Source organism: Rickettsia japonica YH (genome assembly GCF_000283595.1).
In the GTDB taxonomy this organism is placed as follows: domain Bacteria; phylum Pseudomonadota; class Alphaproteobacteria; order Rickettsiales; family Rickettsiaceae; genus Rickettsia; species Rickettsia rickettsii.
This window is the reverse complement of record NC_016050.1, coordinates 910,544-935,894: the sequence shown is the minus strand read 5'-3', so window position 1 is coordinate 935,894 and position 25,351 is coordinate 910,544. Positions and strand designations below refer to the sequence as shown.

Sequence of the window (25,351 nt, the reverse complement as noted above, 5' to 3'; positions counted from 1 at the left end):
TATTAGACTTAGTGCATAACCTATCTTATAAAGAGAAATTTTAAGGAAACACGGCACGCAGCACCGCAGCGTACAAAAAGGGACGTGAGATGCGAGTACCGGATTGATGTATACTGCAAATACTTCAAAAGTTGGAAGCCAAATAAGTGGTGAGCCTGCGGAGCGTAGCAAACTACATGAGCAAAGGCGAAGCCTAAAATTTGACGTACCAAATCTTGAAGTATCTGCGGTATACAAATTACTTTTAGAAAGAGGTTATACAGGAAGACTATTGCAACAATTAGGAAATTACATATGTCAGCAAATACGCAAGATAATCAGGCAAATAATAACGACACTATAGAAATACAGGAAACTGAGGTAGTGCCCGTAGAAACAAATTCTTTACAATCGGGGTTAACAAGCTTAATACCGATGGTTTTAATTTTTGCTGTATTTTACTTCTTATTATTACGTCCACAAGAAACACGACGCAAAGAAAGAGAGAAATTAGTAAGTGAAGTTAAAAAAGGCGAAGAAGTTCTAACAAATAGCGGCATTTATGGTATTGTGACTAAAATAAGTGAAAATGACAATAATATTGAAATCGAAATAGCTAAAGATGTACGTATTAAAGTTTTAAAAAGTGCTATTATCGATATAACTAGTCGTACACAAGAAGTAGCAGTAAAAAAAGAAAACAACAAAAAAGATAAGAAGGTAAGCGGTGCAAAATCTTCCTAAGTGGAAAATTTTTCTTTCAATTATATGTACGGTTTTTGCAGTTATTTGTGCCTTACCTAATTTCATGCAGGTAAACTCTAAGTTTCTACCTCATGATTCAGTAAATCTAGGACTTGATCTTAGAGGAGGATCCCATTTATTACTCGATGTTGATTTTGACACCTACTTAAATGATTCAATGGAAAATCTTGCCGACACTTTACGCAAAAATTTTCGTGAGGATAAAATCAGCTATAAAAATCTGTTAGTTAGACAAAATAGCATTCAATTAGAAGTAAGATCGCCTGAGAAATTAAAGCCGTTAAAGAAAATAATTAATAAAATCGATCCAGAAATTATCGCTGAAGTAAATGAAAATAAAATAAAGCTTCGCTACAGCGAATCTAGATTAAATGACTTACTTAATAAGGTAGTAGACCAATCTATTGAGATCGTTCGCATGAGAGTTGATAGTACCGGCACTAAAGAGCCGACCCTACAGAAACAAGGCGATAAGCATATATTACTGCAAGTTCCCGGTGAAGAAAATCCCTCTTACCTGAAGAATATATTAGGGAAAACTGCAAAGCTAACTTTTCATTTAGTTGATGAAAATGCCAATATCGAAGAAGCGGTAAAAGGACATGTTCCAGTAGGTTCAATGCTAGTTAAGGGAGATAACGAAAGTCATGGGGAGTATTATGTCGTTATAAAGAAAAAAGTTGTTTTGGGTGGGGATCAGCTTACAACTGCTTCAGCTTCTTTTGACCAAAATTCGCAAGCGGTAGTTGCTTTTTCTTTCAACAATTTAGGTAGTAAAATATTTGGTGAAATAACTAAAAATAATACCGGTAAACGCCTTGCTATAGTTTTAGACAATAAATTACTAAGTGCTCCAACGATAAACGGAGCGATTATGGGCGGAAGCGGTATAATAACAGGAAATTTTACCGTTGAGTCGGCAAATGAGCTTGCACTATTATTGCGAGCCGGTTCGCTTCCTGCCCCACTTAAAATTATTGAAGAGAGAAGTATAGGTCCAAATTTGGGTGCTGATTCTATAGAGTCGGGCAAAAAAGCAGGACTTATAGGATTTATAGCAGTGTGTATATTTATGGTTTGGTCTTACGGTGTGCTTGGTTTATTTGCCAATATAGCCTTAAGCCTTGCATTGTTATATATTTTAGCTTTACTTTCACTTTTCCAAGCTACTTTAACTCTGCCGGGAATTGCAGGAATAATACTCACTATGGGTATGGCTGTTGATGCTAATGTATTGATTTACGAAAGAATTAAAGAGGAACTGCATAAAGGAGTGTCTAATCTTTATGCTATTAGAACCGGTTTTGAATCTGCGTTTGCCACTATCCTTGATGCTAACCTAACTACTTTAATCGTTGCTTTTTTACTTTATATATTTGGAGTAGGTGCAATAAAAGGTTTTGCCGTTGCATTAACGATCGGGATTATATCTTCAATGTTTTCGGCGATTATCATTACTAAATTGTTAATAGATATTTGGGTAAAATATTTTAAACCTAAAAAATTAGGGCTTGTGTAAAAGAGTAGACTTGGTTGTATGGTCTTTTTATGTCATTCCCACGAAAGCGGGAATCCAGTAACCTTTAATGTCATCCCGCAACTTGATTGCGGGATCTCAGAACACGGCCTGTGATATAAGATACCGTAGTCAAGCCACGGTATGACATTTTCACTTTTCTCTGGATTCCTGCTTTCTCAGGAATGACATAAGAGCCATACAGCAGGACCAGCTAGGATGACAACGCAAAAATGGATAATATCTTATGAAAATACAGTCTAATATTATAAAAATAATTATCGTAATTAGCTTATTAATAGGAGTAGGAGCATTATATTTGTTGTTATCTTTAAGAACGCCTGAAAAGCCACTTGCCGGTCAAGTTAATATCTATGAAGATAACGTAAAAATAGGCGGTGATTTTGAACTAATAGACCAAAATGGAAAGATATTTAATAGTGATAAGTTGAAAGGCAACTTAAGCCTCATTTACTTTGGATTTACTAGTTGTCCTGATATATGCCCAACCTCTCTAAATAAAATGACGGAGATTGTAGAAATTTTAAATAAACATAAAATAGATATTCTACCTGTTTTTATCACTATTGACCCAAAACGTGATACTCCTATAGCACTTAAAGAATATCTAAAACATTTTCATCCGAAATTTATAGGTCTTACCGGTAACGAGCAGCAAATAAAAGATGTAACTGATAAATTCAAGGTTTTCTATGCTCGTGTGCATGGTGATGATGACGACCCGAACTATATGCTTGATCATTCATCTTTTACATATTTAATCGATGCAAACGGGAAATATCTGAAACATTTCTATTTAGATTCTTCACCTAAGGAAATTATGGAATTTTTAAGAAATGAATAATTATATATCGGTAGCGTATTTATTTACCTTTTTAACCTTAGCGATATTGTTAATTGTAAGTTTTTTAAATTACAAGTCATTGAAAAATAAACAGAACTTTAATGCAAAAGAGAGTAAGAAATAGATTAATAACAATAATTATTTGTTTCTGCTCAGCATGTTTAGGAATTATTATAATACTTTACAATTTAGAGAAAAATATAGTATTTTTTTTGCCGCCGTCAAAAATTAATGAAATAGAACAAGGCAAAGAGTTAAGAGTCGGTGGGCTTGTTAAAACAGACTCAATAAATAAAATTGCTGACGATAAGATAAGTTTTGTTATTACCGATAATATTAAGGATTTCGAGATATTATATCAAGGAGCCCTTCCGGCTCTATTTCGTAAAGGACAAGGAATTATTGCCATCGGGCAATTGTCGAACGGGAAATTTATAGCAAGACAATTACTTGCAAAGCATGATGAGAATTACAGACCTCCGCAATAACAACGTCATTGCGAAGAGCGAAGCGACGTGGTAATCTAGTAAAATAGGCCTGAGATTGCTTCGTCGAATTATGTTGTAATTCTCCTCGCAATGACGAAAAATAACTAAACCAAATAAATAACAACATGTTTATAGATAAAATCAAAGCAAAAGCAAATAATTACGAAATAAACGTAATTATCGAAATTCCGATGAATAGCGGTCCAATCAAATACGAATTTGACAAAGAATCAGGAGCAGTTTTTGTTGATCGCTTTATGCAAACTACCATGAGCTATCCATGCAATTACGGTTTTATTCCTCATACTCTTTCAAATGACGGTGATCCGGTAGACGTACTTGTCGTAGCTCATCATCCAGTAGTACCTGGGTCAGTTATAAAATGCCGAGCAGTCGGTGTATTGATGATGGAAGACGAATCAGGGCTTGATGAGAAAATAATCGCAGTACCGACTTCTAAGCTCGATATTACTTTCGATCATATTAAAGAGCTAGATGATTTATGTGACATGCTCAAGAAACGTATCGTGCATTTCTTTGAGCATTATAAAGATTTAGAAAAAGGTAAATGGGTTAAAGTTACTGGATGGGAAAATAAATCAAAAGCAGACGCTTTAATCAATGAAGGAATAGATAGGGTCAGCTAGGGATAAGAATTCATGACGTTGCTTGCATGGTGTTGGATGTCATTCCCGCGGAGGCGGGAAGCCAGAAAAAGTAGCCTTAATCCCGACTCAACAATTACACATTAATTAACAAAATAAACCTATAAAAACTTGTTTTTATAGGTTTTACTGGATCCCCGCCTCCGCGGGAATGACATCAGAAAAATAAGATAAAAAACAAACAGTGACCGACTTCTTGCATAATGTAGCTAATAAAGAGGAATTTGAAAGAAACACGGAACGCAGCACCACAGCGTACACTTTAGTACATGAGAATGCGAGTACCGGATTGACGCACAAATTACCTTTAGAAGCAAGTTATGCAAGAAGTCGATTATTTCGTTCAGGAGTCGTAGTAGCTTTTTGCACATTAATTTCTCGCATATTTGGCTTAGTGCGTGAACAGTTTATCGCATCATTATTCGGCTCTACACCTATGGGTGATAGCATTAATGTTGCTTTTAAACTACCGAATCTATTTAGAAGAATTTTTGCAGAAGGAGCATTATCAAGCGTATTCATTCCTATTTATAATGAAAAAATGCTTATTTCTAAGAAAGCCGCTAATAATTTTTCAGGTGAGGTTTTTACCCTTTTACTTCTGACATTAATAGTAATAATAGCATTAATGCAAATCTTCATGCCACAATTAATGCTGTTTATTGTTCCTGGATTTCACGGTAAAAAAGAAAAATTTGAGCTTACGGTATTTTTATGCCGCATTACAATACCTTATTTAATATTTGTTTCATTAACGGCTCTACTTGGCGGAATATTAAACTCTGTAAGAAAATTCGCTGCATTTGCTTTTTCACCGGTTATTTTAAGTATATGCGTAATAATTTTTACTTTAACATTTGATCATTATATAGAATCTACTATCTCAATTAGCTTATCTTTAATAATGGCCGGAATATTACAAGTTTCGTTTATGTTTGTCTGTGTGAAAAGAGCGGATTTAAACTTTCCGATAATTTTTAACCCAAGCGATCCCGATGTAAAAAAGCTTTTGATTAATATGGGACCGGCAACCATTAGCTCCGGCATACAGCAATTAAACCTTTTCATATCCCAATCTATTGCTAGCTTTATTGAAGGTGCTATTTCTATATTATCTTATGCCGACCGGATATATCAATTTCCTCTATCAATAATAGGTACTAGCTTCTCTACTATATTGCTACCTGAGCTGTCAAAAATCTATAAATCAAATGATATAGTAGTTGCAAAAAAAATACAGAATAATGCTATTAGAATGGGATTATTATTATCGTTGCCTGCTACATTCGGTATTATAATTCTATCTCATCCGATTATTAATATAATTTATGAAAGAGGAGTATTCACGAGCCAAGATACTACAAATACAGCTGAGGCTATTTCTGCGTTTGCACTTGGGCTCCCTGCTTTTATTTTGGCAAAAATTTTAACTCCTATTTTTTATGCTAACGGAGATACTAAAGCACCACTCAAAATAACCTTATTTTCAATAATAATTAATACCGGCATGAACCTATTATTAATGGATTATTTGAAACATATCGGTATTGCAGTCGGTACATCTATTGCAGCTTGGTATAATCTAGGTTTATTATATAGCTATACTAAAAAACAAAATAAGCTTCATATAGAAGCCGGTATAAAACTTTTCTGCGGTAAAATTTTGTTATGCTGTATCTTAATGTCTATTATAATTGCTTTAATAAAGCATTATTATTTAGAATATTTTTATTCGGAATCTTTACTGATTAAAGTCTGTATGCTAGGTAGTACAATTGCAGTTGGAATGGGAGCATTTTTTGGCACGGCATATTTATTAAAAGCGGTTAATTATGATAATAACAAAAAATAAGCACCAATCAAATTATCAGGATTGGCTAAAAGCCTTAGCTATTATAACCATGATCATTGATCATGTAGGTTTATATCTATATCCTGAATTAACGATTATGCGGATCATAGGTCGTACAGCTATGCCAGTATTTTGCTTTTTTGCCGGTTATAATTTTCATGATAAACCAAAAACCCATATAATAATATTCGGTGTTTTATTACAAATATATACCACTGTACTATTTAAACAATTTCTTACTACAAATATTCTAATCTCTATCTATTTAGGGCAATGGTATATTTATTATTTTCGTAATTCTTTAACTCACTTTTTCTATAGCGGTTATTGTCATGCAATTATAATGGTACTATTGTGGTATATTAGCTGGGCTTTGATTGATTACGGGACTCTTGTAATTGCTACAATGATACTTGGATTTATTTCAAAACATGAGCAGGCAAACTTAAAACTTTGCTGTTTTATAGCAATTTTTACCTCTTTCGTGCATTCAACTCTTTTTACTCTTGCGATTTTTTCCTTTAATGAGTTTAATTTTTCAAATACTGACTTAATTTTAAACCTCACTTTCTTAACAATTACCTATATATTAATGATCCTAAGCGATTATTCACAAAAAATAGCTATAAATCTAAAATGGATAAGTCGCAATGTTTTATATATTTACTGCATACACATTATGATCTTACAATTCATATTAAGCTATAAATACACATATGGTTTTAAAAATTGGTAAATAACATTAATAATGAGTGACAGCGTAATTTAGTTAATATTAATATATTTAAATAAATTAATAATTAAATATATGAATATAATAGATCGTTTAATTTTGGATAATGAACAATATAAAGAGCAATTTAAAAAAAACAAACTATTTAAAATTAGGTTAGATAGTACGCTACGAAAAAATAAATTTCTTAAACATTTTCGGATTTGGTCAGATGAGTTTCAAAAAATGGTATTAGCAAGAGTAGTGTTTTCTGAAACAAAAGAATTTCAACAACTTGCATGGGAGCATCTTACCGATGAATTTGGACATAATAGAGAATTATTCCAAAATCTAGAAAATAATGAAGAAACTACAGATTCTATTTTTGAGGCCTTAGGTTCTTGGTTTACGCTAAAAATGATGACTCTTGGAGATAGTGAAAGAGCCGTCCTTGTCCATTTAGTAATAGAGTCTTGTGCTACTATATTTTATGCAAAACTAGGATCAATATTTTTTAATCATAAAGCAGCAAAACATTTCAAAACACATATGTATCTTGATCCTGAACATGAACAAATAGGAATAGATTTATTAAAACAAATAAACATTAATGATTCTTCTTTACTCACTATTCAAAAAAAAGGCTGGGATATGATTGACGCTCTGTTTACTAGACTTGCTGAAATCACACAGGATTAGCTTTAACTTATAGTATTCTAGATTTTATAAAAAAGCTTGCTTGCACGGTGCGGTTTTTCGTCATTGCAAGCGACTGAAAGGAGCATGACAATCTCAGGACTTTGGCACAAGATTGCTTCATCAAATTACTGCGTAATTCTTTTCTCGCAATGACGGTAAAAATCGAACCACGCAACAACGCCAATGCCAAGCGGCAATAGCATATTCACACTAAACCAACTCGCTTACTTGAAATTTGGCAAAGAGCTTGATCTGAAAGTTAACAAAATTTACATTACCTTTTGAGCCTATTTCCGCAAATTTATGCGCTTTAAGAAGTAGGTCATAATCGTCCGCTAAATCGGCGAAGAAAAATGCGATTTCGCCGCTTTGTTTTACTCCTAAAATCTCACCACTACCTCGAAGTTTTAAATCCTGCTCAGCTATATAAAATCCATCATTAGTTTGTTTCATTATCTCAAACCTATCTCGTGCAACTTTTCTAAGCCTTTTAGGATTGTATAACAATATACAATATGACTGCAAACTACCCCGCCCTACTCTACCTCTAAGCTGATGAAGTTGAGCGAGACCAAATTGCTCGGCATTTTCAATAATTATCAAAGTGGCTTCAGGTATGTCTATTCCAACTTCAATAACGGTTGTTGCAACTAATATCTTAATTTCACCTTCCTTAAATTGCTTCATTATTTGGTCTTTCTGCTCGTTCTTCATCTTACCGTGAATAATACCGGTATAACCTTGATAGATATTGTCGATAGAGTTAAAACGATTCATCACATCCATCAATAAACTATCCTCTTCCGACGTTTCTTTCGCTCCCTGCTCTATCAATGGACAAATCCAATATACCCGCTCACCTGCAATAAGCTTCTTATTTATCGCTGCTATAATATGCTCTATCTTATTAACGGATATGGTATTTGTAGCGATAGGTAAACGACTTTTCGGCTTACCCATTAGCTTTGAGATAGTCATATCACCAAACATAGTAAGTGCAAGGCTTCGAGGAATCGGCGTTGCAGTCATAACTAAAACATCGGGATTTACTCCTTTATTTATTAAATTCAAACGCTGTTGCACCCCAAATCTATGCTGCTCATCAATAACTATATAACCTAGTTTCTTAAAAGTTACTTTTTCTTGAAATAAAGCATGAGTGCCGACTAATATATCAATCTCATCGTTGTCAAGTTGTATCATAATATTTTTACGAGCTGCCCCCAGTATCTTACCTGTAAGTAATCCGACTCTTATATTAGTATTTTTTAAAGCTTTAACAAAAAACTCATAATGCTGATTGGCAAGCAAATCAGTTGGAGCCATAAGCGTTGCTTGAAATCCAGTGGCTACCACATTTACCATCGTCAGCAAAGCTACCAAAGTTTTACCAGAGCCAACATCGCCTTGCAACAATCTCATCATTTCTATTTTATTGCTTTGATCACACTCTATTTCTTCTATGACTTGCTTTTGATAAGAAGTTAACTCAAATCCTAGCTCATTTAATATATTTGTTTGAATAGATACAGCTTTAGGGTAAATATTACCTTGTCTTCTACTTATTTGCGTACGTACATTTAAAAGAGATATTTGATTAGCGATAAGCTCCTTAGCTGCTAGTTGTTTTTTGGCGTTAGTATATAAATCGTCATTGCGCAGCCCCTTTAGGGGCTGCGGCAATCTAGAATTTATTAATTTTACATTACTGGATTGCTTCGTCGGCATGAATGCCTCCTCGCAATGACGGAAAACATGCAATATTTGCAAATTCTGCAATATAATATCTAAATAATCTTTTACTTCTTTATCTTCTATACTCTTACACTTCTCTTCAAATATCTCTATTGCTTTTATGATATATGAATATAACTGCTTGTTACTAAGTAAATATGTCAGGGAATAAATCGGCTCTATTTCTTTTGCGAGTTTAGGATTTACAATAAATTCAGGATGCGCAATTTGTAAGTAATGATCAAAAAATTGTACCTTTCCGCTGATAATATGAGAAGTACCAACTTGCAGCTTATTAAAAATAAACGGTGGGGGTTTATGAAAAAACACTAATAACAAAGAACCAGTATCATTGCTAGCTGTAATTTTTAAAGGCTGACTACTTTTCTTTGGTAAATTAATGCTCTCAACTACAATTTCTGTTTGGATTATGTCACCGTCTCTAACTTCAGTTAAATTAGGTGATAATATTTTATTTTGATATGAAACAGGTAGATAAAATAATAAATCACGAATATTGTTAATACCAAGCCTTTTAAGAGCAGATACGGTATCTTCACGTATATTAATGAACGTTTTTACAGAAGAGAATAAGAATTGTTCTAAAATAGTTAGCATATATAGTCATAATTATCTTATATACAAATATATATACTTTATAATAAAAGAAGAATAATAAAATATACAAATTATGACTAATATGTCACTCTTGCAAAAGCGGGAATCCAGTAATTAAACGGTGCATACACAGTAAGTTTTTAAAATTAAAAGCTTGATGTATAGCGCTTTTTTCTGGATTTCTGCTTTCGCAGGAATGACATATTAATCATGCAACAAGCCTTCTCTTATAAATCTCATTTTAACCCTGCTCTAACTATAGCTGAGAATTTTAAAGGCATACCTTCTATAAATCCTGCTGTTTTGTAACCGTCTGAGCCGACTATCTTAAATGTTTCATTTAAGCTAAGCCCCAAATTAACGGCTCCAAGTCCACCTTGCTTACAACTTTCTTTTAAAGGGGTAGCGGTTAACATTTTAGGCTGATTCCAAAATGTCGCTTCTAAACCTAAACCGATAAATTCAACTTTGACTAAGTTATTAGCTTTAACTCCGACACCGTAAGACTTAAATTTTTGATTTTTGCCGTAATGAATATTAACTTGCATATATTTATTATCAACAACAAAATGGTTAACTAAACCACACTCTAAACCGTATGGAGCAAGTATCGCTCAGTAGCCGGTAAATATTTAACCGGTCCTAATTCAATCATCGGAATATTATTTAAGTTAGTATTCATTAAAAATGAATATCCTGAATAGAATAAAAACGGATCAAATAAATCTAAATAAGCATATGAACGAATTTTAGTAATATAATTTTTACCGTATATGGAGTTAATCGCTTTTACATATGCATTTATATCATTAACGCTTTTATCTTTGCCATCAAACTTAGTACTAAAAATATAACTTGCTTGATCTAGTCTTGTCCATAAATAACCTATACCGTAAGTAGGATTAATTTTGTTACTTGCCATGTATCTATCTTTAATATTTTCAGATAACAAATAACTTGCTTGCATTCCCCCTGTATCTATAGCAATTTGCTTATGAACTTGCAAAGAATTAAAATCTTTAGTTTTAAAATATGTTGTATCCTCAAAAGGATCTACTTCATATTTTGTTACTTTTAAATCAAATTCTTTGCTCTTGCTCCATAACCTCCTATTTCATGATTACCTACCATAATCCAAGATGTAGCAGTAAATCTTGTAATATAACTTAAGATCTTCATAGCTATATTATCTGAATCGGCAAACATAGCATCATCTAATGGACGGTAACCTTCAATTAATGACATAGCAGCATCGCTACTCGCTCTTGAGGACATATCTTTATCATAAGTCACTATATAACTATAATTTTTTTTAGAATTTTCTTGAATTGTTATATCATCATCAATATTTGATGCAGTTACTAATACTGTTGATGAATACAAAAAATAAGCAGCAATGGTTAAATTTAATTTCTTGTAAAGTATTGTTTTAATATACCAAACTTGTGTATATCCTTGACTTCTTTTGAAAAGCCTCCTAATTTCTTAAATAATAGATATTAAATAATTTAAAATTTATGAATAAAATCTATCCTTCGGCTGAAGCTGCTCTTGAAGGACTTCTTTATGACGGCATGACTATAATGTCGGGCGGATTCGGTCTATGCGGTATTCCTGAAAATTTAATAAATGCACTTCTTAAAATCAATGTTCAAAATTTAACAGTTATAAGCAATAATTGCGGTGTTGACAATTTCGGACTTGGGCTTCTTCTTCAAACTAAACAAATAAAAAAAATGATTTCTTCGTATGTCGGAGAAAATAAGATTTTTGAGCAACAATATCTTGATAAGGTTTTAGAGCTTGAGCTAAACCCACAAGGAACTTTAGCTGAACGAATTAGGGCTGCTTGTATGGGAATTCCGGCTTTTTATACTAAAACAGGTATAGGTACAATTGTAGAGGAAGGTAAAGAAACAAAGGAGTTTAACGGCAAAAAATATATAATGGAAACTGCCCTTCAAGCTGACCTTGCTATTATTAAAGGCTTTAAAGCTGATAAAAGCGGCAACGTGATTTACAATAAAACTGCACGAAATTTTAATTCAGTCATGGCAGGTGCCGCTAAAGTTACAGTTTGTGAAGTAGAGGAAATAGTTGAGGTGGGAGAGCTTGACCCTAACAATATTCACACACCTAATATTTTCATACAGCGATTAATAGTAGGTGAAAAATATGAGAAACGTATTGAGCAATTAACTGTCAAGGAAAAATAAGAGATGCCTTGGAGCAAAGAAGAAATTTATCAAATAACAGCAGAGGAACTTAAAGACGGATTATATGTCAATCTTGGTATAGGTATGCCTACGCATGTAGCAAATTATATACCTCAAGGAGTGAATGTAATATTTCAAAGCGAGAACGGTATGCTTGGTATGGGACCATTTCCTTACGCAGGAGAGGAAGATCCTGATTTAATTAACGCCGGTAAGCAAACTATTACTGCTATTCCTGAAAGCAGCTATTTCGACAGTAGCTTTTCATTTGGGATGATTAGAGGTTCGCATGTCGATTTAACTATTTTAGGTGCTATGCAAGTCTCACAAACAGGAGATCTTGCCAACTGGACTATTCCGGGTAAAATGGTTAAAGGTATGGGAGGAGCTATGGATTTGGTCGCTAACACCAAAAGAGTAGTTATTATAATGGAACATAACGCAAAAGATGGCGGTGCTAAATTATTAAAAGAATGCAGCTTTCCGTTAACAGGTAAAAAAGTAGTTAACAGAGTAATTACCGATCTTGGAATTTTTGATATTGATAAAGATGAAATGATATTAGTTAGACAAGCTGACGATGTTACTATTGAAGAAATAAAGTCTAAAACTGAAGCCGAGTTTATAGTTAATTTATAATATGGAGAATAAAATGGTTAAAGTAGCTATCGTATATTATAGTGGATACGGTCATACTGCAAAAGTAGCTGAAGAACTAAATAAGAGCATACAAGAAGTAGGAGCAAATGTTTCTTATACAAATAAATAAAGATAAACCTGATAATCTCGATTGGGATTTATTAGACAATGCAGATGCTATCATTTTTGGAGTCCCAACCTATATGGGTAGTTTAGCCAGATCGTTTAAAATATTTATGGAAGCTACCTCAACTAGATGGGCACAACAACAATGGCAAGATAAAATAGCTGCAGCTTTTACTAATTCTACTTCTTATGCAGGTATGCAGTATTCAGCAGCTATTTCACTTCGCTATGCAGCATTGTATGATTTGGGTCGGGCAAGCTGAAGCTGCTCCGAATTTTTCCGATCATGAGATGCCTGATCCCGATAAAATTAAAATTAACCGCTTAGGTAGCTGGTCAGGACGTATGACTCAATCTAACCACAAATCTTCTCCTGATATTACTCCTACTCAAGGCGATTTAAGAACTGCTAATTTCTTTGGTAAAAGAATAGTTGAAATAACTAAGAAGTTTAAAGGGTAGATTTATATGGTGTTTTATGTCATTCCCGCGGAAGCGGGAATCCAAAAAATAACTTTAATGCTGCTATAAAATTACCATTAATTGATAAAATAAACCTAAAAAAACAAGTTTTTATAGGTTTTACTGGATTCCCGCTTCCGCGGGAATGACATTTATTATCTAACAAATGATGGTTTTTGTGAGTTCCTATTATTAATTTTTTGAGCATGCGTAGTCACTTTAGCATCTCGTTCTCCTTTAGTTTTAAGAATTTTTGATTTATTCCTATTAACACTAACATCACTCCAGTTACCACTATCGCTTTCACTGCTACTACTATCACTCATCTCCATAGCAACTCTTCGTGCTAAAATTGATGCAACTCCACTAAGTTTGTTAACATTCTGAGCAGGCTTACTCTGAGAATGTGCAACCGGTTTTCCTGTATTAGGGTCAATTTCAACTTTTTTTAGTTTGTGTTCACCTCTTATGGACTGCAGCAATAAATCTCTAGAATCTTGTTCCTGAACATCCGTTTTTTCAACTTTTTTTAGTTTGTGTGGCCCTGCTATTTCTCCCATTAAATCAGAAGTATCTATAGAAGGACGTGGTTGATTTTCCGGTCTTTTAACCGTAGTAGCTTCTACAGGCTTAGATAATGTCTTAGTCTGAGCCGTAGGCATAGGCGGTGGCGGTGGTGGAGGTGGAGGTGGAATGTTATTTTCCGATAAAGAAGGCGGTGGTGGAGGTGGAGGTGGAATGTTATTTTCCGATAAAGAAGGCGGTGGTGGAGGTGGAGGTGGAATGTTATTTTCCGGTAAAGAAGGCGGTGGCGGAGGTGGAATGTTATTTTCCGGTAAAGAAGGCGGTGGTGTTATATTATTTTCCAAAGGTTTATCTAGGGATGAATTTGCTAATATTGGTTCTTTTTTTGAAGCCATGTGATTTGTAAGGTTACTTACTATCTTTTGTAACTCCTCATTGTCAGGTAATTTTGCAATTATATCCTTAATATTTCTTTCTTTATTTTCAATTAATTCCTCAAATTTATGCTTCGTTTTATATAATTGTTCCTCTATCTTGCTAATTGTTCTAGTATTACTCTCTTTGTTTTTTGCTAAAACCTGCTCACTATTATTTACAAAAACATTTTTAACATTTTGCCAAATATTATTTAATTTTTCAAAAAATGTATAAGGTACTTCTGCCCTAATTTCAGCAACCTGTTTTTGTATTTCTTTAAGTTCTCTGATATTAGAATTTTCGGATATTAAATTTTGGATGTTTTGTTTTGTAGCATTTAAAGAATTATATTGTTTCTCTAGTGCTTCAGCATTAATGAATTGTAATGGATTTGTCATATGTAGAGCTGAGAATCTTTCAGGTTTACTCTTATAACTAAAAAATACTTCCGATAATCTTGCTCTTTGATCTTTAGATAAATCTTTCTTTGTTAAATCCTTAAAATTTTTTGCGATTTCTTCTTGTAATTCTTGCTTTAAAGGTACAGATTTTTCCACTATATTATATATCTTATTATCAATATCTTTTAATATTTTATTATTATACTTTATTGCTTCATTTGTTAACTGTTCTTCACTTTTTATCAAAATATACTTTACATTAGAAACTGTTTTTACAAATCTTTTAAACCAAGGCAGCGATCTATTATGTTCTTTTTCTAGTGCTTTAGTTTCATTTTGTATTTCGATTAAACCTTGCAACTGCTTATTTTGTTCGCATAATTCATTTACTTGGCTTAATATAGTATTTAAAGCATTATTTTCTTGTGCTAATAATTTACTTATATCTATTTCTTTAACCATGCCATACACCTACTTATAAATTAATATCATTATTATAGCAAATTTCTTGTACAAAAGCAAATAGAAAGTTAATTTATGTAATGTATTTTTGATAAATAAAAGATAGATAACCGAATATAGTTAACGTAATTTTAAGGATGATAAGCCTACAAGAGCAAATATAACTGAAATAATCCAAAATCTTATTACGACTTTTGATTCTGCCCAGCCGTGTTTTTCAAAATGATGATGGAGCGGTGCCATTTTAAATATTCTTTTTCCTTTAGTAGCTTTGAAGTAATATACCTGTAAAATTACGGATGCCGTTTCAATAACAAACAAGCCACCGACTATAGCTAAAACTATTTCATGCTTAGTAATAACGCTAATAATACCAAGCACACCGCCAAGACTTAGACTACCGGTATCACCCATAAAAACTTCTGCCGGTTGCGCATTAAACCATAAAAATCCAAGGCAGCTACCGACTAATCCCGCACATAACACCGTTAACTCTCCGGTATTCGGTATATAGGTTAGCTGTAAGTAGTTCGAGTAAATTAGATTTCCTACTAAATAACTTATTAAAGCAAAAGAACCGGCAGTAAAGGCAATAGGAACGGTAGCAAGACCATCAAGCCCATCCGTTAGATTCACAGCATTAGAAGAGCCGACTATAACAAATATAGCAAAAACTATATAAAAATAACCAAGATCCAAACTTAAATTTTTAAAAAACGGTACGTTAAGTAAATGACTTGGACTTTTATCCAGATATTCTAGTAAAACACATATAATGAAGCTAATAATTCCTTGAAGTAAAAGCTTACTTTTTCCTCTTACTCCGTAATGATTATTTTTAGTTACCTTAGCATAATCATCCATAAATCCTATAATACCAAAACTAATAAAACCAAATAACGTAATCCAAATATATTTATTCGTTAAATCAGCAAGTAATAAAGTAGAAAGACAACTAGACAAAATAATCATAATGCCCCCCATTGTCGGAGTACCTACTTTTGTTTGATGCGATTCAGGTCCGTCTGAGCGTATAGGCTGACCGTTTTTTTGAAGAGATCGCAGAAATTCTATTAATATCGGACCCGTGATAAAACTAAGGCTTAGAGTTATAATAATAGCAAGACCGCTACGAAAAGTAATATAGTGAAATAAATTAGCTATATGTGAATTATGGATATGAGGAAGTAAAAGATTGTATAACATTTGTAGATTTAAATTTAAAAGTATATTTTGATGTTATTCATTGTGCATGGATACCAAATCGTCATTGCGAGCAGTCGTAGACTGCGCGGCAGCAATCTCGTCAAACATACTGAGATTGCTTCGTCAATTACTACGTAATTTCCGCGCAATTACGGGCAACCAAACCACACAATATTAAGAATATCCTAGTGTATTTATTTATAATAATCAACAATCTTATCAAGTTTTACGCCTCTTGACCCTTTTATTAGAATAAGCTCATTACCTTCAAATAAATCCGTGATATGCGTAATTAATTCATCAACATTTTTAAAGTATTTTTTAGCTATTTTGGAAGGTAGTAAATCATCAATATATTTAGTATTTACTCCTACTAAATAGACCTTAGAACAAGCGGCATCTAATATGTATTGCACTAGTTTCTCATGTAATCGTTTAGAATTTTCCCCTAGCTCTAGCATATCGCCTATTATAGCAGTTTTATGCTCGGCAGGTACTTGTTTTAAATATTCTAATGCAGCTTTCATTGACTGCGGACTTGCGTTATAGTAATCACAAATTACACGACAATTTTGTATATTGATAATTTCCCCTCTTCCTTTAGCAGGAGAAATATTTGCTAAGTGATTTGCAGCTATCTCTATATCTTTACCTAATATATCGATAATTAAAAGTACACCAGTATAATTTTCGGTAAAATGCCGAGGAATAAACGGTATCGTTACATCTAAGACTTTATTATTTATCTTATACTTTAAGTAGACTTGCTCTCCTAGGTTCTCATATAAAATTAATTCTGCTGAAGTTTTAGCTGATCTACCGAAACTATGTATATCGGTGATAGAAAGGTTTTTTAATATCGATAATATTTTGTTATAGCAATTAGTATCGGCATTAATAACGGCAATATCATTTTTGCTAAAATTTGCAAAAATCTCACATTTAGCTTCAGCTATCTCTTCAAGCGAGTTAAAAAATTCTAAATGCGCCTCCGAAATATTAGTAATCATGGCAATATTCGGCTTTAATATTTGAACCAGCTCTCTTATTTCACCTTTATGGTTCATGCCAAGCTCAAAAATAGCATATTCCGTATCATCAGCCATTGAAGCAAGATTAATAAGCATACCGAGTTTGTTATTGAAGTTACCTCGGCTAGCAAAAACTAGAAAATCATGTTGTAATAATACTTTCAGTGCTTCTTTGGTAGAAGTTTTACCGACGCTGCCTGTTATAGCTATAAATTTAGCTTTTGAATTCTCTCGTTTATATAAAGCCATTTTTTGTAGAGCTTCAAAACAATTATCGACTAAGATAATTTTATCTTTATCATTGATCTCTACTCGCTTACTAATAATTACGGCTGCTGCTCCTTTATCTATTGCATCTAGAACATAATCGTGACCATCTCTATTACCTTGAAGTGCTATAAATAAATCACCTTTTTTAACATCTTTGGAATTAAATTGCACTTCATTACAATTTATAGAATTAGAGATTGTTATACCGAGAACAGCACTTAAAGTTTTAGAGTTCCAGATCATATGTTTTTGTTATTTATGTGTTGTTGTATGGCTTGTTTATGTCATTCCCGCGTAGGCGGGAAGCCAGTAAACATATAAAAAGCTTGCTTTTTATATGTTTATTTTATCAAATATGTAACTTCTGTATTAATATTGAAGTTATTTTTCTGGATCCCCGCTTCCGCGGGGATGACATCAAGGTTTTTTTAAAACTGTCCGGTACTATGGGTCAAGCCACGGGATGACAAACTTTTAAACACTTCCTCACAACCTCAGCATCATCAAAAGGTAATTTCTTATCGCCTATAATTTGGTAATTTTCATGACCTTTGCCGGCAACTAATAAGATATCATCTTGTTTTAAATTATTTATACCGTATTTAATAGCCTCTTCTCTATTGGCTATTTCTGTATAATCTGCTTTCTCTATACCGCTTATGATTTCAGCTCTAATAAGCTTTGGGTCTTCATGGCGTGGATTATCATCTGTAATTATGATGGTATCGACACGTTTTGCGGCTATTTGCCCCATAAGACTTCTCTTTGCCTTATCACGATTACCGCCGCAGCCAAAAACTACACTTAGCTTACTATCACGTAATTTAATATTTTTCAGTTCCGTTAAAGCTTTTTCAAGAGCGTCAGGAGTGTGGGCATAATCAACGAAGATATTAGTGTTATCTATTCTCTCCATTCTGCCTTTTACTGCTTTAACTTCTACTAAAGAATCTATAACATCATCAAAAGCAAAACCAATATAATGAATGCTAAGAATAGCAATTAATAAATTACTAGCCTGAAAGCTACCAATTATCGGGGTATTAAAATTATATTCTCTATTATTAAATGTAAAATTAATATTTTGTCCTTTTAAAGAACCGTTAATTCTAGTTATTTCTAAATCACCTTTTTTCCCAACGGTTATAAATTTAATATTATGATTATGTAGATAATCTTTAACAAACTCTATTTCTTCTATATCAGAATTTAATATTGCGATGCCGTTCGGTAATAAATGATTTATAAATAATTTCAGTTTGGCTAATAAATAATTTTCTTTTGTATGGTGGTAATCTAGATGATCCTGACTAAAGCTAGTAAAACATGCAATATTTACTTTTATGTCCCTAAGTCTTGCTTGATCAAGACCATGACTAGAAGCTTCAAAAACTAAATATTCTATACCATTTTCAGCTAAATTATGAGCAATTTTTCTAAAGCTTAAATAGTCTAAAGTTGTTAATTCCGGTACATCATTTATAAGATTAACGCAGCCAAATATTTCTACCCCTATCGTACCTATAGATGCTGCTTTTTTCCCAAGTAATGAATATGTTTGAGCTATATAGGATACTACCGAGCTTTTACCGTTAGTACCGGTTACGGCTATTAGATCCTTTGGTTTTTTAGGATAGAATATTTCTATGGCTTCATATAAAGCTGCCTGCACATCTTTTACGTAAATTACTTTATCTATAACAATATTTTTTTTATTGTCCGTAATTACTAATACTGCACCTTTGCTTAAAGCATCCTTAATAAAATCATTTCCATCAGTATTCCGTCCTTTAATCGCAAAAAAGACGTCTTTATCCTTAACGGTTTTAGAATTAATCGACAAACCTTTTACGTTATGTTGTTGAAATAATTGCTTTAGGTTATGGGACATATTTATTATGTTAAAAACGTGTTACCGTCATTGCGAGGAAATTGCATAGCAATTGACGAAGCAATCTCAGGAGTTTGTTATTATTTCATGAGATTGCTACGCAGCCTACGGCTGCTCGCAATGACGGAGCAGGAATGACATCGAGTCTACACCTCCGATAAATTCCAAAGTAGTTGATTTGCCTCAACAATTATATTTTTATCTACTAATTTCTTGATATACACTAATTTATTATCTGGTTTGATTTTTGCCTGATCAGAGTAAGTACTAACGAATTTTAAAATTTTATCAGTCATATCGGCATTTTTATAAAATTTAATCACAAATCCGTTATCTCCTGAATCTAGATTTTCAATATTTAACTTAAAGCATAATAGTTTTATTTTTACAATATCAAGTAAATTATTAAATTCAATCGGTAGTAAACCGAATCTATCAATCATCTCATCTTTAAATGTCTCTACTTCTATCTCATTACTTAAATTACCTATTCTTCTATATAGTCCAAGTTTAAGAGCCGCATCGGCTACATAATTATCTGGAATAAAAACGGATAATCCCAAATTAATAGTAGGGATAAAGGGTTGTTCTGAAACAATCGGTTCATCTTTTAAAATAGCTATTTGTTCTTCCAGCATTTCTTGATAGAGTTCTGTACCTACTTCTTTAATTTGTCCTGATTGTTCTTCACCTATCAAATTACCGACACCTCGTAAATCCATATCACGGCTTGCAATAGTAAAACCTGAGCCCAAAGCACAACTATTTTGTATTATCTCTAAGCGTCTTAAGGAGTGCGATGTCATCTTTTTATGACTTGCTACCGTTAGATAGGCATAACCCCGCATTTTACCTCGACCTATGCGACCACGCAATTGATATAGCTGACTAAGACCCAGCATATCAGCATTATGTATGATCATGGTATTTGCCTCGGCTATATCAATTCCTGATTCTATAATAGTAGTTGAGACTAGTATATCGAATTTGCCGGCATAAAACTCGCTCATAACCTCATCAATTTTACTCGGAGTCATTTTTCCGTAAGCTATTTTATAGCTCAATTCCGGCACGATTTGTTTTAATTGTTTTGTGATATCCTCTATATCTTTAATTCTTGGAACTACATAAAAGCTTCTTCCGCCTCTAAAATGTTCGCGTAATAATGCATCTCTGATAATAACAGGATCAAACGGCATCACCAAGGTACGAACTTCCAGCCTGTTTAGAGGCGGCGTTGCAATAATGCTAAGTTCTTTTAAACCAGTCATTGACATTTGCAGCGTTCGAGGAATCGGTGTTGCCGACATTGCAAGTACATGGGAAGAGGATTTTAGCGATTTAAGAAATTCTTTTTGACCGACACCGAAATGTTGTTCTTCATCGATTATTAACAATTTCAAATTAAAGAATTTTATATTTTTATGTAATAAAGAATGAGTGCCTATTATTATATTTATTTTACCGCTTTCAAGCTCCGATCTTATAATTTTTGCTTCTTTAGAACTAATAACGCTAGATAATTGCTTGATATTTAAACCAAAACCTTTGAACCTTTCTATGAACCTTGAAAAATGTTGACTACATAAAATAGTTGTCGGTACAACTACGGCTACTTGAGGTAAATGTTCATTTAGAGATTTTGCTACCATAAATACGGCACGCATTGCTACCTCTGTTTTACCAAACCCGACATCACCGCATATTAACCTATCCATTAACATACCGTTTCTTAGATCTTCTTTAATATCGTTTATAGCGATTAATTGGTCTTCCGTTTCGCTGAAAGGAAAATTAGCACAAAATTTATCATATTCTTCAAGGTCAAATTCAACGGAAGCACTACTATTAAGTTTCCTTTTAGCTGCTATTTGTATTAAATGCAGTGCTATCTCTTTTATACGATTTTTAAGCTTTGCCTTACTTCTTTGCCATGAAACGCTACCAAGCTTATCAAGCTCCGCATTATCATTGCCGTATTTTTTTATTACCTCTATACTTTCAACTGGTATATATAATTTATCATTACCGGCATATAAAATCTTTAAAAAATCATGTGGTTTGCCTTTAATTTCTAAAGCTTCTAGCTTTAAAAACTGCCCTATTCCATGATCTTTGTGAACAACCAATTCGCCTTCAGCTAAATTATCAAGCTCCAGCAAGATATTTTTAAGTTTTTTGTTAGTGTTTGTAGCGCGAGGTTTTTCTTCTAATAATTCGCTAGCGGTAATAAATAAATATTCTTTCGTATAAAAGCTTTGATTTAAAGGAATTATCCCGACATTTATCATTGAAGCCTTAGCCTCATCTAATTTATTTATCTCATTATATTTATATTCATAATTTTGAATTATGCTTTTGATTCGCTCAAAACTACTTAAAACGCTTGAGCCTATAATAATTTTCTTATGAGAATTTGCTTTAATAACCTCAAATAATTTATCGGAAACCGTTTTCTTTTCTATAAAACTTGTAGCAGCTATATTTTCAATTAAGCTAGCTTGCTCTGAGTTTTCAAAAGTAAGTAGTATATTATTTTTTTGTTCTAGTAATTCCGTTATTTCAGAAGCGGTAAAATATAAGCTAGTCGGTGCAAGGGTGGGATAGAAACTATTAAATTTAAGTTTATTTGCCTCTGACCTTGCCGAATAAAAATCGTTATAACTATGTTCAAATTCTAAAATGGCTTTTTTTGACAAATTATCGAATATGAAAATAGGATCGTTTAAATAATCTATTAAGTTAGAGCAGGAATCGTAAAATAACGGGAGTAATTGTTCATATCCTGTGAATTTTCTTCCAGATATTACCGCCTCATATAAAGCATTATCAGTATGATTAACTCCAAAATTTCGTAAGTAATTATTCTTAAAATTACCTATAGTTTCACTATTTAAAACTATCTCATTTGCAGGACTAATAATAAGCTCCCTGCAGGATTTAGTCGAAATTTGCGTATCAATATCAAATTCTTTTATTGATTCAATATAACCCCAGCTAAAATGAATTCTATAAGCTTTAGGACCGGGCAATATTATATCAATGATTTCGCCTCTAACCGCAAATTCCCCGGCATCGATGCTAATCGCATTTCTTGTAAAACTATTTTCTACTAGAAACATAGCAAGCTCATCCGTAGTAAATTTCATTTTAGGGGATAATTTCAAAAAATATTTAGAAAAAAAATCTTTCGGCGGTAATTTGTTTAATAAGTTCGCTGTATGAGTGATGAGTAATTTGCTATTACTATTATTTGTTGTTAGCTTGGTTAATGTTTCTGCACGTCTAGATAAGATATTTGCATTTGGTGACGTATGGTCATAAGGGATGGTATTATAGCTTGGAAAGTAATAAATCTTTTCATTAGAAGAAAAAAATAAAGCTTGCTTGTATAATTGCAACGCCTCCTCTTCATTACTCGCACTCAAGATGAAATCTTGCTTAAGATTCTTAGTAAAATTATCAATTGCAAAGAAAGATTTGGCAGCCGCCGGAAATTTTTGTTGTAACATTCTACAGGAGTTTATATTTTTGCTATTTTGCGTAATTTATCAATTATTTCGGCATCTAGATAAGAAGGAGCAGAAGATTTATTATTAATCCAATTATAAAGATCATTATCATTTTGATCAAGTATTAAAGAATAGCTTCCAAGTTTTTTTTCATCCATTAAGGATAGATACTTTTCGGCAAAGCTACCGAGTATATAATCCATTTCTCTGCAACCGCGATTTTTACTACGGTAAAAAAGTTTCTTTTGTAAAGAATTTTTATTTAATTTATTCATCTATAACATCTTGCAAAATTTTTTTATAATAATATTATTAAAATAATCAGATACCAAGATCATTTTAAAATACTTTAATAATTCAGCACTCTAATAAATCCATTCTACATGGGTAAAATTCTATTAACTTTTATTATCAATAACAGCAAAAAAGCGTAAATATGTCGGTTCAAAATATCTGTTCTACAAAAGCTTATGATATGCTAATTTCAAATGATAATGCTTTTCTTGTAGATGTTAGAACTAGAGAAGAGTGGCAGCAAGTGGGGATACCTCATTTAGATAATAAAAATAAGGTGATCTTTCTAAGTTGGCAATTGAATAAAGATTTTGAAGATAGTTTTTTATCTATCGTTAACGATAAAATTCATGCAATAATATTTTTTCTGTGCCGTTCAGGATATAGGTCATTTATCGCAGCAAATTTTATAACTAGTATAGGTTATAAAAATTGTTATAATATTAGTGACGGCTTTGAAGGAAATAATCAAGATAAAGGCTGGAAACAAAATAACTTACCGTGGCAGTTTTAAGTGAGTACTAACCAAATAATTTTAACGGATCAAGGTGATAATTATGTAAATGTCTGGAGTCACGTGGCTCAAGATCTTTACAATCATTACGGTGAAACTCTATATAATAGCTGGTTTAGTAAAGTCAATTTTATCGAGTCTTCATTAAATACCGTTATTCTTTGTGTCCCTACTAACTTTGTTAGAGATTGGATAAAATCCAAGTACTCTATGGTCATATTGCAACTATTTCAACATTATAATAATACCATTAAGTCAATTGAAATAATTACTAAAGAGTTACCTGGAACAACCCAAACAGTTATAGAATTACCTACTAAGACTTTTGCCGATATCGGCAGCAGTGAGCTTAATTCGGAAAATATCTTTTCAACCCTTGACGTACGTTTTACTTTCGATAATTTTGTGGTTGGAGCCCCAAATGAGCTAGCTTATGCAGCCGCAAGAGCGGTTGCGGAATCATCAGGTGCGGTTTCTGAGTCTAATCCTCTTTTTCTATATGGCGGCGTAGGGCTTGGTAAAACTCATTTAATGCATGCAATCGGTTGGTACATCAAGCAGAATAATCCAAGCCGCAAAGTGATATACATGTCGGCAGAAAAATTTATGTATCAGTTTGTTAAAGCTCTGCGTAATAAAGAAGTAATCTCGTTTAAAGAGAAATTTCGTTCGGTTGACGTGTTAATGATTGATGATATTCAATTTATTTGCGGTAAAGATAGTACGCAGGAAGAATTTTTCCATACTTTTAATACATTGATTGATAATAACCGTCAAATGGTTATTTCTTGTGATAGATCGCCTTCAGATTTAGATAATATTGAAGATCGGATAAAATCTCGTCTTGGATGGGGCTTAGTTGCCGACGTTCATAGTACTACTTATGAGCTACGACTTGGTATTTTAGAATCTAAGATTGAGCAGATGAACGTTAAAATACCAAAAGACGTAATGGATTTTTTAGCATCTAAAATCGTTTCAAACGTTAGAGAACTTGAAGGAGCTTTAAATAAGGTGATCGCTCATTCTAATTTTACTTTAAAAGAAATTACACTCGAAAACACACAAAATATTTTGCGGGATTTACTGCGTTCTAATGAAAGAATAATTACCGTTGAAGATATTCAGAAAAAGGTAGCTAGCCGTTATAATATTAAGTTATCCGATATGTCTTCATCACGGAGATTACGAGAAGTTGCAAGACCGCGTCAAATAGCCATGTATCTTAGTAAAGCATTAACGCCGAAAAGTCTTGCAGATATCGGTAAAAAATTCGGTAAAAAAGACCACACGACGGTTATGTATGCTATTAAGAAAGTAGAAGAATTACTGGAAAACGATATAGAATTACGCGAAGAGATTAATTTGCTAATGAAAATATTGCAGAACTAAATGTCATGCCGTGGTCAAGCCGACTTTGTTGCATGGTCCGAAAAACCAACTCGATGTCATTCCCGCGAAAGCGGGAATCCCGGGTAAAGCAAAATCAATC

The 25,351-nt window shown here is 32.9% G+C and carries 26 protein-coding genes; 16 read left to right on the top strand and 10 right to left on the bottom strand.

Annotated features, from left to right (window positions below):
* The first annotated feature begins 103 nt into the window (after nt 1-103).
* The 9 genes from RJP_RS11435 to RJP_RS05035 all read left to right on the top strand — a co-directional run bounded on the left by RJP_RS11435 (nt 104) and on the right by RJP_RS05035 (nt 7,541).
* Nucleotides 104-343 carry a palindromic element RPE5 domain-containing protein gene (locus tag RJP_RS11435; RefSeq protein ID WP_014120985.1) on the top strand — a complete coding sequence of 80 codons (240 nt, stop codon included), beginning with the start codon at nt 104-106 and terminating at the stop codon, nt 341-343.
* Nucleotides 295-723 carry a preprotein translocase subunit YajC gene (yajC, locus tag RJP_RS05070; RefSeq protein ID WP_014120984.1) on the top strand — a complete coding sequence of 143 codons (429 nt, stop codon included), beginning with the start codon at nt 295-297 and terminating at the stop codon, nt 721-723. The genes RJP_RS11435 and yajC overlap by 49 nt, the downstream gene beginning before the upstream one ends.
* A complete protein-coding gene (gene secD / locus RJP_RS05065) occupies nt 707-2,263 on the top strand; it encodes a protein translocase subunit SecD (RefSeq protein WP_014120983.1) in 1,557 nt (518 codons plus the stop codon). Before yajC ends, secD begins: the two co-directional genes overlap by 17 nt.
* Before the next feature lie 244 nt (nt 2,264-2,507).
* The gene (locus tag RJP_RS05060; RefSeq protein WP_014120982.1) at nt 2,508-3,125 is read left to right on the top strand and encodes an SCO family protein; all 618 of its coding nucleotides are present in this window, start codon (nt 2,508-2,510) and stop codon (nt 3,123-3,125) included.
* Between the two features lie 101 nt (nt 3,126-3,226).
* Nucleotides 3,227-3,613: a cytochrome c maturation protein CcmE gene (gene ccmE, locus RJP_RS05055; protein WP_014120981.1), complete on the top strand. Its 387-nt coding sequence runs from the start codon at nt 3,227-3,229 to the stop codon at nt 3,611-3,613.
* Between the two features lie 125 nt (nt 3,614-3,738).
* Nucleotides 3,739-4,260 carry an inorganic diphosphatase gene (ppa, locus tag RJP_RS05050; RefSeq protein WP_014120980.1) on the top strand — a complete coding sequence of 174 codons (522 nt, stop codon included), beginning with the start codon at nt 3,739-3,741 and terminating at the stop codon, nt 4,258-4,260.
* Nucleotides 4,261-4,567: 307 nt separating this feature from the next.
* Nucleotides 4,568-6,130: a murein biosynthesis integral membrane protein MurJ gene (gene murJ, locus RJP_RS05045; protein WP_410525723.1), complete on the top strand. Its 1,563-nt coding sequence runs from the start codon at nt 4,568-4,570 to the stop codon at nt 6,128-6,130.
* Nucleotides 6,111-6,866 carry a TraX family protein gene (locus RJP_RS05040; protein WP_014120978.1) on the top strand — a complete coding sequence of 252 codons (756 nt, stop codon included), beginning with the start codon at nt 6,111-6,113 and terminating at the stop codon, nt 6,864-6,866. The genes murJ and RJP_RS05040 overlap by 20 nt, the downstream gene beginning before the upstream one ends.
* 72 nt (nt 6,867-6,938) lie before the next feature.
* Nucleotides 6,939-7,541: a hypothetical protein gene (locus RJP_RS05035; protein ID WP_014120977.1), complete on the top strand. Its 603-nt coding sequence runs from the start codon at nt 6,939-6,941 to the stop codon at nt 7,539-7,541.
* A gap of 210 nt (nt 7,542-7,751) precedes the next feature.
* On the opposite strand, the gene RJP_RS05030 is transcribed toward RJP_RS05035, so the two are convergent.
* From RJP_RS05030 to RJP_RS05015, 4 genes are all read right to left on the bottom strand, one after another.
* Nucleotides 7,752-9,893 carry an ATP-dependent DNA helicase RecG gene (locus RJP_RS05030; RefSeq protein ID WP_014120976.1) on the bottom strand — a complete coding sequence of 714 codons (2,142 nt, stop codon included), beginning with the start codon at nt 9,891-9,893 and terminating at the stop codon, nt 7,752-7,754.
* 236 nt (nt 9,894-10,129) lie between these two features.
* A complete protein-coding gene (locus RJP_RS10690; RefSeq protein ID WP_225981234.1) occupies nt 10,130-10,441 on the bottom strand; it encodes a hypothetical protein in 312 nt (103 codons plus the stop codon).
* A gap of 41 nt (nt 10,442-10,482) precedes the next feature.
* A complete protein-coding gene (locus RJP_RS05020) occupies nt 10,483-10,899 on the bottom strand; it encodes a hypothetical protein (RefSeq protein WP_225981235.1) in 417 nt (138 codons plus the stop codon).
* A gap of 68 nt (nt 10,900-10,967) precedes the next feature.
* On the bottom strand, nt 10,968-11,276 hold the full coding sequence (locus tag RJP_RS05015) for a hypothetical protein (RefSeq protein ID WP_024704625.1): 309 nt from the start codon (nt 11,274-11,276) through the stop codon (nt 10,968-10,970).
* A 134-nt stretch (nt 11,277-11,410) separates the two neighbouring features.
* Between RJP_RS05015 and RJP_RS05010 the strand changes: the two genes are divergently transcribed.
* From RJP_RS05010 to RJP_RS10675, 5 genes are read left to right on the top strand one after another with little or no spacing between them, the layout of a single operon-like run.
* Nucleotides 11,411-12,109 (top strand): CoA transferase subunit A, encoded by a 699-nt coding sequence (locus RJP_RS05010; protein WP_014120975.1) that lies wholly within the window; start codon nt 11,411-11,413, stop codon nt 12,107-12,109.
* A 3-nt stretch (nt 12,110-12,112) separates the two neighbouring features.
* The gene (locus tag RJP_RS05005) at nt 12,113-12,748 is read left to right on the top strand and encodes a 3-oxoacid CoA-transferase subunit B (RefSeq protein ID WP_014120974.1); all 636 of its coding nucleotides are present in this window, start codon (nt 12,113-12,115) and stop codon (nt 12,746-12,748) included.
* Between the two features lie 13 nt (nt 12,749-12,761).
* Nucleotides 12,762-12,878, top strand: coding sequence for a flavodoxin family protein (locus tag RJP_RS10685; protein WP_109559333.1), 117 nt, complete (start codon nt 12,762-12,764; stop codon nt 12,876-12,878).
* On the top strand, nt 12,856-13,137 hold the full coding sequence (locus tag RJP_RS10680) for a flavodoxin family protein (RefSeq protein WP_024704624.1): 282 nt from the start codon (nt 12,856-12,858) through the stop codon (nt 13,135-13,137). Before RJP_RS10685 ends, RJP_RS10680 begins: the two co-directional genes overlap by 23 nt.
* The gene (locus RJP_RS10675) at nt 13,115-13,336 is read left to right on the top strand and encodes a hypothetical protein (protein WP_024704623.1); all 222 of its coding nucleotides are present in this window, start codon (nt 13,115-13,117) and stop codon (nt 13,334-13,336) included. Before RJP_RS10680 ends, RJP_RS10675 begins: the two co-directional genes overlap by 23 nt.
* Nucleotides 13,337-13,491: 155 nt before the next feature.
* Here RJP_RS10675 and RJP_RS04990 read toward each other — a convergent pair whose 3' ends face one another.
* The 6 genes from RJP_RS04990 to RJP_RS04965 all read right to left on the bottom strand — a co-directional run bounded on the left by RJP_RS04990 (nt 13,492) and on the right by RJP_RS04965 (nt 23,326).
* Complete coding sequence (locus RJP_RS04990; RefSeq protein ID WP_024704622.1) at nt 13,492-15,141, bottom strand: V-type ATP synthase subunit I domain-containing protein; 1,650 nt, start codon at nt 15,139-15,141, stop codon at nt 13,492-13,494.
* A gap of 120 nt (nt 15,142-15,261) precedes the next feature.
* A complete protein-coding gene (gene mraY, locus RJP_RS04985; RefSeq protein ID WP_014120972.1) occupies nt 15,262-16,347 on the bottom strand; it encodes a phospho-N-acetylmuramoyl-pentapeptide-transferase in 1,086 nt (361 codons plus the stop codon).
* A gap of 194 nt (nt 16,348-16,541) precedes the next feature.
* Entirely contained in the window at nt 16,542-17,891 is a 1,350-nt protein-coding gene (locus RJP_RS04980) for a UDP-N-acetylmuramoyl-tripeptide--D-alanyl-D-alanine ligase (protein WP_014120971.1), read from the bottom strand.
* A gap of 208 nt (nt 17,892-18,099) precedes the next feature.
* Nucleotides 18,100-19,539, bottom strand: coding sequence for a UDP-N-acetylmuramoyl-L-alanyl-D-glutamate--2,6-diaminopimelate ligase (locus RJP_RS04975; protein WP_014120970.1), 1,440 nt, complete (start codon nt 19,537-19,539; stop codon nt 18,100-18,102).
* Between the two features lie 146 nt (nt 19,540-19,685).
* Nucleotides 19,686-23,051 (bottom strand): transcription-repair coupling factor, encoded by a 3,366-nt coding sequence (mfd, locus tag RJP_RS04970; RefSeq protein WP_014120969.1) that lies wholly within the window; start codon nt 23,049-23,051, stop codon nt 19,686-19,688.
* Nucleotides 23,052-23,062: 11 nt separating this feature from the next.
* Nucleotides 23,063-23,326, bottom strand: coding sequence for an FAD assembly factor SdhE (locus RJP_RS04965; RefSeq protein ID WP_008580148.1), 264 nt, complete (start codon nt 23,324-23,326; stop codon nt 23,063-23,065).
* Between the two features lie 161 nt (nt 23,327-23,487).
* Between RJP_RS04965 and RJP_RS04960 the strand changes: the two genes are divergently transcribed.
* Both RJP_RS04960 and dnaA read left to right on the top strand, forming a co-directional pair.
* The gene (locus tag RJP_RS04960; protein ID WP_014120968.1) at nt 23,488-23,859 is read left to right on the top strand and encodes a rhodanese-like domain-containing protein; all 372 of its coding nucleotides are present in this window, start codon (nt 23,488-23,490) and stop codon (nt 23,857-23,859) included.
* Entirely contained in the window at nt 23,860-25,251 is a 1,392-nt protein-coding gene (dnaA, locus tag RJP_RS04955; RefSeq protein ID WP_014120967.1) for a chromosomal replication initiator protein DnaA, read from the top strand.
* Nucleotides 25,252-25,351 lie beyond the last annotated feature (100 nt).